General features: G+C 48.7%; 13 protein-coding genes. 7 read left to right on the top strand and 6 right to left on the bottom strand.

Features of this window, described 5'->3' with window-relative positions; all coding sequences use genetic code 11:
- Positions 1-37 precede the first annotated feature (37 nt).
- Positions 38-1,390, top strand: coding sequence for an AraC family transcriptional regulator (locus CLFS41_RS03205; protein WP_007866915.1), 1,353 nt, complete (start codon positions 38-40; stop codon positions 1,388-1,390).
- Positions 1,391-1,604: 214 nt separating this feature from the next.
- Here CLFS41_RS03205 and CLFS41_RS03200 read toward each other — a convergent pair whose 3' ends face one another.
- From CLFS41_RS03200 to guaB, 4 genes are all read right to left on the bottom strand, one after another.
- Entirely contained in the window at positions 1,605-3,224 is a 1,620-nt protein-coding gene (locus CLFS41_RS03200) for a serine hydrolase (protein ID WP_045091436.1), read from the bottom strand.
- Between the two features lie 167 nt (positions 3,225-3,391).
- Positions 3,392-5,296 carry a diguanylate cyclase gene (locus CLFS41_RS03195; RefSeq protein ID WP_045091494.1) on the bottom strand — a complete coding sequence of 635 codons (1,905 nt, stop codon included), beginning with the start codon at positions 5,294-5,296 and terminating at the stop codon, positions 3,392-3,394.
- Positions 5,297-5,394: 98 nt separating this feature from the next.
- A complete protein-coding gene (locus CLFS41_RS29295; RefSeq protein WP_347467446.1) occupies positions 5,395-6,468 on the bottom strand; it encodes an NUDIX domain-containing protein in 1,074 nt (357 codons plus the stop codon).
- A 57-nt stretch (positions 6,469-6,525) separates the two neighbouring features.
- Positions 6,526-7,980 (bottom strand): IMP dehydrogenase, encoded by a 1,455-nt coding sequence (gene guaB, locus CLFS41_RS03185; protein ID WP_007866920.1) that lies wholly within the window; start codon positions 7,978-7,980, stop codon positions 6,526-6,528.
- Between the two features lie 418 nt (positions 7,981-8,398).
- Between guaB and CLFS41_RS03180 the strand changes: the two genes are divergently transcribed.
- Genes CLFS41_RS03180 through CLFS41_RS03170 form a run of 3 tightly spaced genes read left to right on the top strand, consistent with a single transcriptional unit; the run spans position 8,399 to position 10,282 of the window.
- A complete protein-coding gene (locus CLFS41_RS03180) occupies positions 8,399-8,773 on the top strand; it encodes a GntR family transcriptional regulator (protein ID WP_007866921.1) in 375 nt (124 codons plus the stop codon).
- A 10-nt stretch (positions 8,774-8,783) separates the two neighbouring features.
- Positions 8,784-9,644 (top strand): ABC transporter ATP-binding protein, encoded by an 861-nt coding sequence (locus CLFS41_RS03175; protein ID WP_007866922.1) that lies wholly within the window; start codon positions 8,784-8,786, stop codon positions 9,642-9,644.
- Positions 9,641-10,282: an ABC-2 transporter permease gene (locus CLFS41_RS03170; RefSeq protein WP_007866923.1), complete on the top strand. Its 642-nt coding sequence runs from the start codon at positions 9,641-9,643 to the stop codon at positions 10,280-10,282. The genes CLFS41_RS03175 and CLFS41_RS03170 overlap by 4 nt, the downstream gene beginning before the upstream one ends.
- A gap of 126 nt (positions 10,283-10,408) precedes the next feature.
- On the opposite strand, the gene CLFS41_RS03165 is transcribed toward CLFS41_RS03170, so the two are convergent.
- A complete protein-coding gene (locus CLFS41_RS03165; RefSeq protein ID WP_007866924.1) occupies positions 10,409-10,906 on the bottom strand; it encodes a DUF6106 family protein in 498 nt (165 codons plus the stop codon).
- 85 nt (positions 10,907-10,991) lie between these two features.
- Positions 10,992-11,348, bottom strand: a complete 357-nt coding sequence (locus CLFS41_RS03160) for an iron dependent repressor, metal binding and dimerization domain protein (protein ID WP_082082489.1) — start codon at positions 11,346-11,348, stop codon at positions 10,992-10,994.
- A 187-nt stretch (positions 11,349-11,535) separates the two neighbouring features.
- On the opposite strand from CLFS41_RS03160, the gene CLFS41_RS03155 reads away from it, so the two are divergent.
- From CLFS41_RS03155 to CLFS41_RS03145, 3 genes are all read left to right on the top strand, one after another.
- Positions 11,536-11,769, top strand: coding sequence for a FeoA family protein (locus tag CLFS41_RS03155; RefSeq protein WP_007866928.1), 234 nt, complete (start codon positions 11,536-11,538; stop codon positions 11,767-11,769).
- A 30-nt stretch (positions 11,770-11,799) separates the two neighbouring features.
- Positions 11,800-13,380 (top strand): FeoB small GTPase domain-containing protein, encoded by a 1,581-nt coding sequence (locus CLFS41_RS03150; protein WP_082082487.1) that lies wholly within the window; start codon positions 11,800-11,802, stop codon positions 13,378-13,380.
- Positions 13,381-13,510: 130 nt separating this feature from the next.
- On the top strand, positions 13,511-13,735 hold the full coding sequence (locus CLFS41_RS03145; protein ID WP_045091435.1) for a hypothetical protein: 225 nt from the start codon (positions 13,511-13,513) through the stop codon (positions 13,733-13,735).
- Positions 13,736-13,866: the final 131 nt, after the last annotated feature.

The following is a 13,866-nucleotide window of genomic DNA, read 5'->3' as shown; positions in this document are numbered from 1 at the left end:
AAATTCTTATTCTTTAACATTACAGGGAGGAACAACCATGGAGGTCCTGATTGCTATTTTTTTATTAATGGCAGTGTCTGGCATTGCATATATATTCTACAAAAGATATCGTTCTCTCCTTGTGACATATTCGCATGACCAAAAAGAGATAGCTGCATTGCGTTCCATTCTAGATCTTAATCAGCAGGTTCTCCAGTCAAAGCTACTACTTGACTTGTGCTGCGGAACAGATTACAGAAAAGAAGGCATTGTAAAAAGTATTGCCTTTTTGAAACTTGAAGAACGATTGAAATGTGTGTCTGTTGTGTTAATACAGGTTCCGGTTTCCATCCAGCTCTTTTACAATCTCCACAAATCCGAGTTCAGCGATGCCCAAAAAAATCTGCTGCATACATGCCAGACCGCTTCGGACAACTATTTTCCGTCTTATTGGTTATGGGAAAATCCCGGAACAATTGTTGGTATATTGGATATGTCTAAGACACACTCAGATGACATCCGTCTTTTGGGTATGAATAAATTGGGGGGTGTACTGCAAAGTGTTTGTGCTTCCGGCAATGATAAACCTCCCATAATCGCTTTTGGAACCATCACGTCTTCCATTGAAGAGCTTCATCAATCCTATAGCGCTGCCGCGGAACTTTTAAATCACAAGATCCATAATCATCTGATCATTCCCTATTGCTATGAAGAGTTTCAGCGTTCGGAAGTACAGTTCGATTATAACAAGCAACAACTTCTTTCCAGATATATCCGCCTGGGCAAATCACCGGAGGCCGAGGACTTTCTAAAGTCCTATTTTTCCGTTATCCACGCCAATCCCAATACCTCTGTTGCATCAGTAAAGGAAACAGCATCACAAATTATCAATGTAATAATAGAGACAACAAAAGATATGCCTGTTATTTATGCAGACTGTGTAAAACTTCAAGAACAGGTTCTGGAAGATCTGAACAGAATGGCAAAAGTTCATGATTTTGGTCAACTTCTTCTACCCCTTGTTCAGGATGTATGCGGCCTTGTTCTGGCAGCCAGCGCTAATAAAGGGAAAGTAAAGATTGACCATCTGATAAAATGGATGAGTGAGAATTATAATTCGGACATTTCTCTTGAAACCATGGCCACCTATATCGGATGCAGCCCAGCTTATACAAGCAAACTATTTAAAAAAGAAACAGGATGCGATATCATCACATATTTGTCTGGTCTGCGCATTGAACACGCGAAAGAACTACTCTGCACAACACAAATAACTATTGCTGAAGTAGCAGCCTTTGTAGGCTTTAATAATCAACAGACTTTTATACGTAATTTTAAAAAACTGACCGGTCTGACTCCCACTGAATACCGTAGTCTCCCAGATGGCTTACATATATCTGAGGAATCCTGACACATTGACCTATACTGCATTGCCTGTTGAGTAATTTTTCAGGTACATTAAAAAGAAATCCCGAAGAGTTTCCGCTCTCCGGGATTTCGTTCTGTTACATTTTTCAAGTGGTATAGTATACTTTCTCTACTGATATGATAATACATCAATATATGATGCCTCAAAATCATATTTGCTTTTGTTCTGAATTCAAAATATACTCTACTATCTCATCTTACTCCACCCAAGCCCCATCACTCCCCACATAATGCCCATCCGGCGTAGTGGTGTTAGTCAGCATGGCACCGTCCGGTCCCAGATAGAACCACAGACCATTCTCATCTACCTTCTCCCACTGGTTCTTTGCCATGGCTCCGTTGGAGCGCAGGAAATACCAGATTCCGTTGATCTGTCTCCATCCCTTAGCCATATAGGAGTTGGAATCAATCCAGTAAGAAACCCCGTCCAGTGTCAGCCATTCATTGACCGCCTTGGAGCCGTTGTCCTTCACGTAATACCATCCGGTGGCATCCTGGACCCATCCCTGGCCGGCTGCGGTCCCCGGACCGCTGTTTCCTGTGCTGTTTGTTCCTGTATTGTTCGTTGCTGTATTATTCGTCCCTGTACTGCTGTTTCCCACGGTCCCATTGCCTGCATTTCCAGTGCTGCTTGGGCCTGTCCCGCTGCTGTCTGAACTGCCCAGAGCCCCTGCCTTGGCCAGTTCAAATCCATAGTCAAACATGGACTTAGTATCCGTGTAGTGGGTGGATTTAGCCTTCATGACTACCGCGATCAGCCTTACCCCATCTTTTTCCGCTGCTGTCACAAGGGTGTTGCCTGCCTTGGAGGTATAGCCGGTCTTTCCGCCGATCACCCCTTCATAGTATCTGGAATCGCTGGGGTTGAGCATCTTGTGTCCAATGGACACGGTAAGCCCGGACGGGTTCTTAATGGTGGCGGGCAGACTGTATGTACGGGTAGAGGCAACGGTCTTTACAATATCATTCTGAAAAGCAGCCCTTGCAATCAGCGCCATGTCATGGGGCGTTGTGTAGTGGTTGGAGTCATTAAGCCCATGGGGATTTGTAAAATGTGTATTGGTACACCCCAGGGCAGCCGCTTTGGCGTTCATTTTCTCGGCAAACTGGGCATTGCTGCCTGCCACATGCTCGGCCAATGCATTCCCCACCTCGTTGGCGGATTTGAGAAGCAGGGCATACAGGCACTGGCGGACGGTCATCACATCCCCCTCCGTCATGTTGATGGATACCGCACCCGACTCCAGATTGGTGGTAGCAGTGGCAGAAAATGTAACCTTGTCGTCCAGCCCGCAGTTTTCAGCCACCAAAAGAGCTGTCATAAGTTTGGTGATGCTGGCCGGATAATACTTGGTTTCTCCGTTTTTGGAAAACAGGACGTTTCCGGTGGCCGCGTCCATAAGGACCGCACCCTCAGCCGCAACCACCGGCTGCTGGATCGCGGATGTGTCCACAGTACCGATATTTCCTGTTACGTTATTTCCTGTTGTATTATTTCCCGTATTTCCCTGGCTTCCGGTCCCCGGCGCCCCTGGGCTTATCCCATTCCCGGCCTCTGTGGGAGAGGCGCCGGATGAGGGCTGTCCGGCTGTGTTGTCAGCAGCAGGTCCGCTGGAAGATACCGTGCCTGCATCCCCGCTGCCCGATGGCCCCTGGTTGGACGCAGGGCTTCCCGACTGTCCCCCTGACTGGACGGATGCCACCTGGCTTTCCTCCAATGGGGCGATAACCACGGGGTTTGCGTACACTGCCGTGCTCATCAGCAGGGCGCAGCTTGTACATATACATAAAAATGATTTCCATTGTTTTGATCGCATCTGGCTACCTCTCCTATCACATATATCCTCTGAAAAACAAAATAAGTACACCGTCCTGTGCAGGAAGCATATGAAATGCCGTCCACAGGACAATGTACTAATCAGTATACCATACTTCCAGGTTACAAAAAACAACTATTTCTGACGATAAACTTACAAAAAAGTTATTATTTTTTAAATACCGTATATCCGTTTTTCTCCCGTTTTTTTGTCTTGTACAAAGCCAGGTCGGCATTTTTATATAAGGTTTCAAAATCCATGCCTGATCCAGGATAGATTGCAATTCCCACACTGGCGGAGACATTGCATTTCCCTGCCTCCGTGGTAATGCAGGTATGCAGGTCCGCAACCAGCTGCTGCACCTTCTTTTCAAGGCTCTCCATGCCTGTAAAGGGAATGAATACGGCAAACTCGTCTCCTCCGATCCGCCCCACAATATCGCCCTCCCTGAAATGGGACTGGATGTTTTGTGCAAACTGGGAAATGACAAAATCACCGGCGGAATGGCCCAGTGTATCATTGACATGTTTAAAATTATCAATATCCAGAATAAGGAAGGCATAGGAGCTGCCCGGTTCCGCCCCCTTCACCTGTTCGCTGATCATCTCCTCTGTTGCCGCCTTGTTATATAGCCCTGTCAGCGGATCACTCTGCATCTGCTCAAACAGCTTTGTTTCCTGCCGCTTCACCTCATCAATATTCTGGCGGTAGATCGTCATGCGCACGGAATTGTCCTCGCTCCAGAAATAGATGCAGGCCATAATCCGCATCCAATAATAGTCGCTTCCATTATTGGTGATCATAAAGTCATAGGTAAGGCTCTTAACGCCTTGGGAGTATGCTTCCATCACATGTTCCGGGGAAAATGTGTCCACATAGCCCCGGCGGTATTCCTCTTTGATCTGTTTATCCGCAATTATGTTCAGCGCTTCACTGTAAGGCGTTTTAACCGGTACTCCCAGGCTCTCAAAGTACCGCTCCGTGTTCTCCCCCACTGCGCAGTTGTGGGTAATGTCCAGCTCATAGATATTCTCGTACAGCTCTTTTGCCGCGTCCTGGCGTATCTTATTATATTCCCGCTCACGGGCAGTTGTAAGTTCAATGATCTGGGCATTGTACCGGCGGATCACCGTGGTGATGGTGAACAGGACCCCTGCCACGATCATCAATATGACCGCAATCCCCTGTTCCAGGGATTCCTTCATGTGCCGGTTCAGGTCTGTGGTATCATTCTCCACCAGAAGATACCAGTCCAGGTTCTCAATGTAACGGGATACCATATACCCCCTGCTCCTGTCGGCTGTATGCCAGAAAGTCTGCATCTCCTCCCTGCCTGAAAGCAGCTGATCCCGCATATCATCATAACTCCCATCATCAAACAGGTTCACCGGCTCATAGGACGTGTGATGGGTGGATATCTCCACCACACCGTTCTCATCCGCCAGTCGGGCCCGGACATTAAATTCATCCTCATAGCTTTTTAGCAGTTCCTGGAGATAATCCACCCTGAACCCCACACCCACAACGCCCATCACGGTTCCATCTCGGTCCTTGATCTTACAGTTGATGAATATGGTGATCTCATTGTCGCCGGCCTCATCATTATCGATATTCAGGGAATATTCATGAGGATCTGCAATAAAATCATAATACCATGTATTCTCCGGATTCCCCTGTTCCAGTACCCGGTCCAGTCCATTAAAATGATAATAACGGCCTGTCTGGGCGGAGACAAGGAATACGGAATCATAGGCATATTTTTCCCTGTAGGCATACAAATAGTCCCGCATGCTTTTGATAAATGTCTCATCCTCCATACGCGATTGTTCTTCTGCCAGAAATTCCTTTAAAAGACTGTCATTGGCCATGGTAAGGGAGACATTTACCGGTTTTGTAAAAATAGAATCGATCTTATAATAAATGCCCTCGGACGCCAGGTCCGTTACATCCTCCACATCCTTTTCAAATACCCCGATGTTGGCACGGTAACTGGTTATGGACGTAACTGCAAATCCCAGTATAATGATGGTACACACAAAAATATTGGTACGCAGTAAAATATTATTCTTCACACTCATGCTCCCCTCACCCTGACGTCCCTTTTTCCGAAGGATCAGGCTGGATACTCTTGATTACACTCCTATTCATGCTTATGCCCCTGCATGCACCCTTAGGAATGCCCCTGCATACCCCCCTGGGGATGTCCCTCCAGATATCCCTTTAGAAGTTCCAGTTCATCCATGTACAGGCAATTGGGCAGCGCGGCCTCCCTCACAGCTTCCATGCACTCATCTAGGCCCATCCACATAACGCTTTCCACCTCTTCCTCCTGGAGCTTAAGGTTCTCAGCCTCCACCGGCCTGCGGTATACGTATACATGGCTGTACTCACTGTCCTTAAACATGCTGCCGTAAAATTCTTCTTCCATATAACCTGTATGGATGCCTGCAAATTCCAGGTCCTCCTGCGATGCCTCAATACCCAATTCCTCCTTAAGCTCCCTGAGAGCGGTGGGAAGGAAACCGTCCCCTGCCTGGACATGTCCCGCGGAGGAGATATCATAACACCCCGGATAGGAATCCTTACATCTGCTCCGCTTCTGGAGCAGCAGGTCGAAACCGCCATAGGGCCCCTTGCGCACGATCCAAATATGGGCAGTCCCATGGATATCACCGTCCAGATGGACCATGGTCCTCTCCCTTACCCTTCCGGTCCTCTCCCCATGGTCATCCAGTATATCAAAGAGCTCCATCCTCTGCCCGTCAAGGGCTGCTTCCACCAGACAATCGTTATGGTAGGACAGTTTCAGTGAAAAAAACGGCCTGTCCTCATTCATCAGGCGGAAGAAGATCTTATCCCCCTCCCAGAGGTTCAGGCCCAGCACATCCTCCTTCTTTACCCATTCCAGCACGCCCTCGTTGCAGGAGATCATTTCCCCCTCATATTTGTCCGCAGTATACAGACACATGTACTCGGTATCCCAGCCGTCTGCCATGAAAGTGATCAGCCCCCTAAATCTCCATGAAGTGAGGGTCAGCCCTGTCTCCTCCCTCACTTCCCGCAGCAGGCACTCCTCCGGGCTCTCATTATGTTCAAAATGGCCTCCCACACCGATCCATTTATCCTTATTCACATCATGCTTTTTGCTGACGCGGTGCAGCATAAGATATGCGCCGTCCTTTTCTATATAACAAAGCGTGGTCATCCTGGCCTCTGTTCTCATCGCCTTATCTTCCTTTCTCATAAAAATACCCGCCGGAACAAATACGTCCCGCCGGGTATCATTATATACCATTCAAGGTTATTCTTCAATTGAATAGTTTGGAGCCTCTTTTGTAATATGAATATCATGAGGATGGCTTTCCTTCAAAGAGGCAGCGGAGATCTTCACAAATCTGGCTGTTTCCTGAAGGGTGGGGATATCGGATGCGCCGCAGTATCCCATGCCGGAGCGAAGTCCGCCCAGAAGCTGGAATACGGTGTCCTCCACCAATCCCTTGTACGCCACACGGCCTTCCACGCCCTCAGGCACCAGTTTCTTGGCATCTGACTGGAAGTAACGGTCCTTGCTTCCGTTCTCCATGGCTGCGATGGAACCCATGCCGCGGTATACCTTATACTTACGTCCCTGATACAGTTCAAATGTTCCCGGGCTCTCATCGCATCCTGCAAAGATGCTTCCCATCATACACACGCTTCCGCCTGCCGCAATTGCCTTTGTCACATCGCCGGAGTACTTGATCCCTCCGTCTGCGATAATGGGCACGCCGTATTCCTTCGCCACCTTATAGCAGTTCATAACAGCTGTAACCTGGGGCACGCCAATGCCTGCGACCACACGGGTGGTACAGATGGAGCCGGGTCCGATCCCAACCTTCACACAGTCAGCGCCTGCCTCGATCAGATCTTTGGTGGCCTCTGCGGTAGCCACATTGCCTGCCACGATCTGCAGGTCCGCAAATGCGTCCTTGATCATCTTTACGCAGCGGATCACATTAGCGGAATGACCATGTGCGGAATCCAGCACGATCACGTCCACTTTTGCCTTTACCAATGCCTCTACCCTCTCCAGTACATTGGCTGTGATACCCACGGCAGCGCCGCACAGAAGACGCCCCTGTTCGTCCTTTGCGGACAGCGGGTACTTGATCTGCTTCTCAATATCTTTAATTGTAATAAGCCCTTTTAAGTTAAAATCATCATCCACAATGGGAAGTTTCTCCACCCTTGCCTTGGCCAGGATCGCCTTGGCCTCCTTCAGGGTAACGCCTTCCTTTGCAGTGACCAGGTTCCTGGTGGTCATGCACTCCCTGATGGGGCGGTCAAAATCCTCCTCAAACTTCAGGTCACGGTTGGTAATGATACCAACCAGCTTCTTACCCTCTGTGATCGGTACGCCGGAAATACGGAACTTTGCCATCAGATCATTGGCATCCTTTAATGTGTGCTCGGGTGAAAGGTAAAATGGGTCTGTGATAACGCCGTTCTCCGAACGCTTTACGCGGTCCACTTCCTCCGCCTGATCATCTATGGACATATTCTTATGGATCACACCGATACCGCCCTGTCTGGCCATGGCAATCGCCATGCGGTGCTCTGTAACCGTATCCATGCCGGCGCTCATTAACGGAATGTTTAATTTAATCTTCTTGGTCAGGTTTGTTGTCAGGTCTACCTGGTTGGGAATCACTTCTGAATAGGATGGTACCAGAAGTACATCATCAAAGGTTATGCCTTCGCCGATTATTGTACCCATTTTAAAGTTCCTCTCTTTCTGCGTGTTTGAATTGAATTTGTTTTGCAAGAAACTTATCCTCAGTGGACAAGGGAACACACGGTTTTGCACCACAGATTTGCGGTTCTGCCGCGTTACTGTCACTGAGGGTATCTGTAAGATAGTGCTTGAACTGTCTCTTTCTTATTAGTATCTAATACTAGCAAATTTTATCATGCTTGTCAAATCAAATCAAATGGAATCATTCATTCATTTTACTTATAGGCCTCAATCAGCCTTTCTAATATTATTTCCCCTGTTTTACGATTGGCTTCCTGATGGAAAGAGACTTATCTTCCCTCTTGACAGATCTGTCTATACATAGTATATTGTATATATAGAGTATATACAATAAAAACATTAGGCACAGATGGCCAGTTAATGGCACGGAGGCAAAGCAGTGAATATCATTATCAGTAACTCCAGCGGAAAGCCCATCTACGAGCAGATAACATCCCAGATCAAGAACATGATCATCAGCGGCCAGCTCAGTGCAGGTGATCCCCTTCCAAGTATGCGGGCCCTTGCAAAGGAGCTGCGGATCAGCGTGATCACCACCAAGCGGGCATACAACGATCTGGAGCAGGAAGGCTTTATTGAAACAATAACAGGCAAGGGCAGTTTTGTGGCGGCCAAGGATACGGAGGTCATCCGGGAAGGAAATCTGCGGATTGCCGAGGAGTATCTTGCCAAAGCCGCGGAACTGGCCAAGAAAAGCGGTATTCCGTTAAAGGAACTGGTGGAAGTGCTGGAGCTTATTTATAATGGAGAGTGAGGAGACGTCCATGGAGAATGCGATCAATATCAGAGGTCTTTCCAAAACATACAAAGACTTTTCCCTGAAAGATGTGAATCTTTCCCTGCCCAAAGGCTCCATCATGGGTCTGATCGGTGAAAACGGCGCCGGAAAGTCAACCACGATCAAGGCCATGCTGGACCTTGTCCGGCGTGACAGCGGAACCATTGAGATCCTTGGGAAGGATCTGGATACCAGTGGAAAAGAGATCAGGGAGCAGATCGGAGTCATCCTGGGTGAGAGCCATTTTCACGAATTTCTCAATGCCATCCAGGTATCCAACATAATGAAACGGGTCTATGGCAGCTGGGACCAGAACCTGTTCTTAGATTATTTAAAGACATTTTCCCTTCCGGAGAAAAAGAAGATCAAGGAATATTCCAAGGGAATGATGATGAAACTATCCATTGCAGCCGCACTGAGCCATCATCCCAAGCTTCTTATCCTGGATGAGGCTACCAGCGGCCTGGACCCCATTATCCGGGATGAGATCCTGGATATCTTCTTTGGATTCATCGAGGACGGGGAGCATTCCATCCTGATCTCCTCCCATATCACCAGCGACCTGGATAAGGTAGCCGACTACATTACCATGATCCACGATGGTGAGATCCTGTTTTCAGAAGAAAAGGATTTTCTTATGGATGACATGGGCATCATCAAGTGCGGGGCCGGGGACCTTAATGAGCTTAAAGGCCTGGATATCGTAGGGGTCCGGCACAATGCCTATCAGGCAGAATGTCTGGTCCGCAGCAGACAGGAAGTCAGTGAGCTTTACCCGGATCTGATCATTGACCGGGCCAACATCGAAGAGATCATGTTATTTTATATAAGGGGGCAAAAACAATGATGGGACTGCTGATAAAAGATTTATATTGTCTGAAACAGAATGGCAAAAGCCTGATGTTTATTTTGCTCATATGGGGGCTGGTCTTCCTTCCCAGGGATGACGGGGGACTGATACTCATATCACTGTGCATGATGGTAAGCGCCATGCATATCTTCACTCTGGCCTCCTATGATAAGCAGGCCCGGTGGGATACCTACGCCTTAAGTATGCCCCTGACCAGGGCAAATATGGTTCAGGAAAAATATATCATGTCCCTGTTGCTCCTTGTCATGTCCGCGGTTGTCTCCACGTTTGTGGTCGCAATTGCCTGGCTGATCCGCACAGGAGGAATGGAACCGGATTTTATTCCTTCCATAGCCGCCACCCTGGCTGTGGGCGCGGGCATTTCCCTGTTCTACACTGCCCTTTCCCTGCCCCTGTCCATGTGGCTGGGCGTGGAAAAGGCCCGCTACATCCCCAGTGTGCTGTTCGCCCTCATCTTTTTTACAGCCGTCATCATGGTTAGAAGGGGAAGCCACATAGGGCTGCGGGCAGACCATCTGATCGCATTCGGCCTGGGGGCTCTTATCCTGTCCGTGGCCCTGTTTATCATCTCCTATTTTATCTGCCTGTTCATCTACGGGAAAAAGGAGTTTTAACCCGCAATAATTACAGCCTGCATACGTGCAAAATCCGGATCACCCCGGAATGGAAAAGGGCGGTATCGGTACTGATTCCTCAGTATGGATACCGTCCTTCTTTTAATCTGTCACATATCATATGGTTTATACCACCACTTTGCGCGGATATGCCCTGCGCATGGCCCCGATCATCTTCTCATTGGGCTCAAACAGAACCTTATAGTTCTCAGCGCCCTTCTGGTACATCATGGCATAGACCTTGGCGTCCCTGCGGCCCGAGGAAAAATCCTTTATCTTGGCTCCCTGTCTCTCATAATCCTTGAGCACAAAGGAATCTGCCGGAGCCACAATCTGAACATCCTCCTTGTCACAATCAAACACCCTTTTCCTTCTGGCCCTTCCCATAATGCGGTCCACGGACAGACCTCCCTCAGCAAAAAGGTATTCATACTCCACGCTCATGTTAAGAAATACAAAATAGGTGGCAGCTCCCACTGCCAGCATGATGATTACACCCAGAACTGTCTGCAGCGCTGTCAGCACAGAAAAAATACAGAGCACGATCATCAGGATCTTTACAGGAACAGCGTAGCCCGGATCTTTTCTCTTTACCAGCCACTCCACATAATTGTCTTCACTCATATGGTCTCTCCTTTTATCATTTTGCATACTCCCCATTATACAATATTTCTCTGTATAATTCCAGAGCGTGTTTGAAAATTGCATTCTAAGGCATTTCTCTGAGAAATGTAATGATCCGTTCCATGTTTTCCACCGTTTTCCGGTTAATGAAATGTTCAATTTTCTCCACCTGTTCCAATTCGCAGTCTGTGTGGTTCAGAGCACAGAAAAAATCATGGAGCACCCGGTGGCGGTGAAGCAGATAGCGCCCTGCCTCATGCCCCTTATCCGTAACCATGATGCTTCCGTATTTCCTAAAATCAATATATCCCCCTGTTCTCAGGTTATCCAGCATCTTGGAGGCGGAGGAAGGGCGCACATGGAGGCTTTGAGCCAGCAGGCTCACCCGGATGGGGAGTCCCTCTTCCTCCATGCGGCAGATCATTTCCAGATAATCCTCCATGGAGGAGGTCAGCTGGTCCCCACTGGACCGTTCGTATCCCTTCAATGTATAGAACCCTTCATTTCCCAGATCGAATCCATTATTTTCATGATTTATATCCTTGTTTGTAACCAAAGTCCACCTCCTGCAATACACTATGAGTAAGAAAATGTTTCCTTATCCTAATTTATTGCGAGGTATTGTAATTATGAAAGAATTTCATTGTCTGAATGATATAAAGCCCGGTCAGAGGGCGCGCATCAAGGAGCTTACCGCCAATGGGAGCATCCGCAGAAGGCTTTTGGATATTGGTCTGGTAGAGGACACAGAGGTGGAGTGCCTGGGAAAGAGCCCTCTTGGAGATCCCTGCGCCTACCTGATCCGGGGCGCCGTCATTGCCATACGTTCTGAGGATTGCAGGAATATCCTGATTTATGAATAATCATCTAAAAAAATTTAAAGGAGTATTAAAATGGGGCTGACCAAACAATCTGTCGGAATGGGCGCTGTCGATTCCGGTTTGGAGATCAAAAAACAGACACCTGAAGATAAAGTCATTGCCATAGCGGGTAATCCAAATGTTGGAAAGAGCACCCTGTTCAACAACCTGACCGGCATGAACCAGCACACGGGAAACTGGCCGGGCAAAACCGTAACCAATGCCCAGGGGTACTGCAAAACCGGAAAAAACGGGTATGTCCTGGTGGATATTCCCGGAACCTATTCCCTCATGGCCCATTCGGCCGAGGAGGAAGTGGCCCGCAATTTTATCTGCTTTGGAAAAAGCGATGGTGTAGTGGTGGTCTGCGATGCAACCTGCCTGGAACGGAATCTGAACCTGGTCCTCCAGACCATGGAAATATCGGACCGGGTCCTTGTATGCGTAAACCTGCTGGATGAAGCCGCACGCAAGAACATTACCATTGACCTGGATCTGCTCTCCGAAAAACTGGGCGTGCCTGTGGTGGGCACGGTTGCCAGAAAGAAAAAGAGCCTGGAACGTTTTCTGGCAAAACTGGATGAACTGGTAGGGCAACCGGCAGCGGACCAGGCGGATAATCTGCCGGCTGATCCGATCTCTGATCCGGCAGATCATTCGATAAATGATCCAATCGCTGACCCGGAGGATGATCCGATGGAGGATTTGGTGGATGACCTGATGGAAGATTTTATGGATTCCCCGGCGGACGATCCGGCGGACGATCCCCTGCCCAAGGATCCGGCGGGGAAATCTGAGGATGACCCAAGCGCCCAGTCCATGGAATCCTCCATGGCGGTCCCCATCATCAACACCGGCGGATCCGGCCATTTTCAGATCCAGTATTCCCCCATCATAGAGCAAGCCATCTCCCTGGCGGAGCCGGCAGTAAGGGCACAGGTGGGAGGAAAGCTGAATTCCAGATGGCTGACCTTAAAGCTTTTGGACAGCGATCCCTCCCTTATGAAGGAGCTGAAGGAATACCTGGGAGAGAATATACTTGAGAAGCCCCAGGTGGCCCAGGCCCTGGAGCAGGCTAACGGTCATCTGGCCAAATACGGTGTTACAAGGGAAATCCTCAAGGACCGCGTGGTAGCTGCATTGGTGGCCTCTGCGGAAAAGGTATGCCGGGATACGGTTCATTTTAACAAAAACGGCTACAACGAAGGGGACAGGAAGTTAGACCATGTACTCACCAGCCGCTTTACAGGATATCCTGTGATGATCGGAATGCTGGCTGTGGTGTTCTGGCTGACCATCACCGGAGCCAATTATCCGTCTCAGATGCTGGCCGATGCGCTGTTTAGGGTCCAGGACCTTTTGACAGAAGCATTTATGGCCATGGGCGCTCCCCAGTGGCTCCACGGCCTGCTGATCCTTGGAGTGTTCCGGGTACTGGCATGGGTGGTATCCGTAATGCTGCCCCCCATGGCGATCTTCTTCCCCCTGTTCACCCTGTTAGAGGACTCCGGCTACCTGCCCAGGATCGCCTATAATCTGGATAAACCATTTAAAAGCTGCCATGCCTGCGGCAAGCAGGCTCTTACCATGTGTATAGAGTTTCTAAACTTGTAAACCATTTCTTTCCTATATAATAGTAGGTAGCCTCAACCACATCCATCCCCCGCCTTATTTTGGCAATAAGTACCAGCACTGGAAACAAACAACCAGTGCTATAATCAAAGAAAAAAGGGGGATTTTTACAATGGATGTCGAACCAAATCTATGCTTCGGACAATTGGAAACAAAATGGTCCTGGAAGAATAAACGCTACGGGAGGATCTGGAAGTGCACCTGCGAGTGCGGCGGGTACTGTTATGTAAAGGAGGAGGCCCTTGTGATGGGGATCGTAAAGGACTGCGGGGGTATCTGCCATCAAGATGCGGTCAAGCGCGTAAGGAGAGTTAAAAAACCTGGAAAGCATACATAAAATAAAAATGGCGGAACCGTTCATTCGGCTCCGCCCATTACATATAATCATACGGCGACTTTCTCCGCTCCCCTGACCGCCTCGGTATCGCTGCTTCTGCTTCCTCCAGAGTTCTGTACAGCCTCTTCTCC

This window comes from Clostridium sp. FS41 (assembly GCF_000954015.1).
In the GTDB taxonomy this organism is placed as follows: Bacteria; Bacillota; Clostridia; order Lachnospirales; family Lachnospiraceae; genus Enterocloster; species Enterocloster citroniae.
The sequence above is the reverse complement of the archived record's forward strand: the minus strand, read 5'-3'. Positions and strand labels throughout refer to the sequence as shown.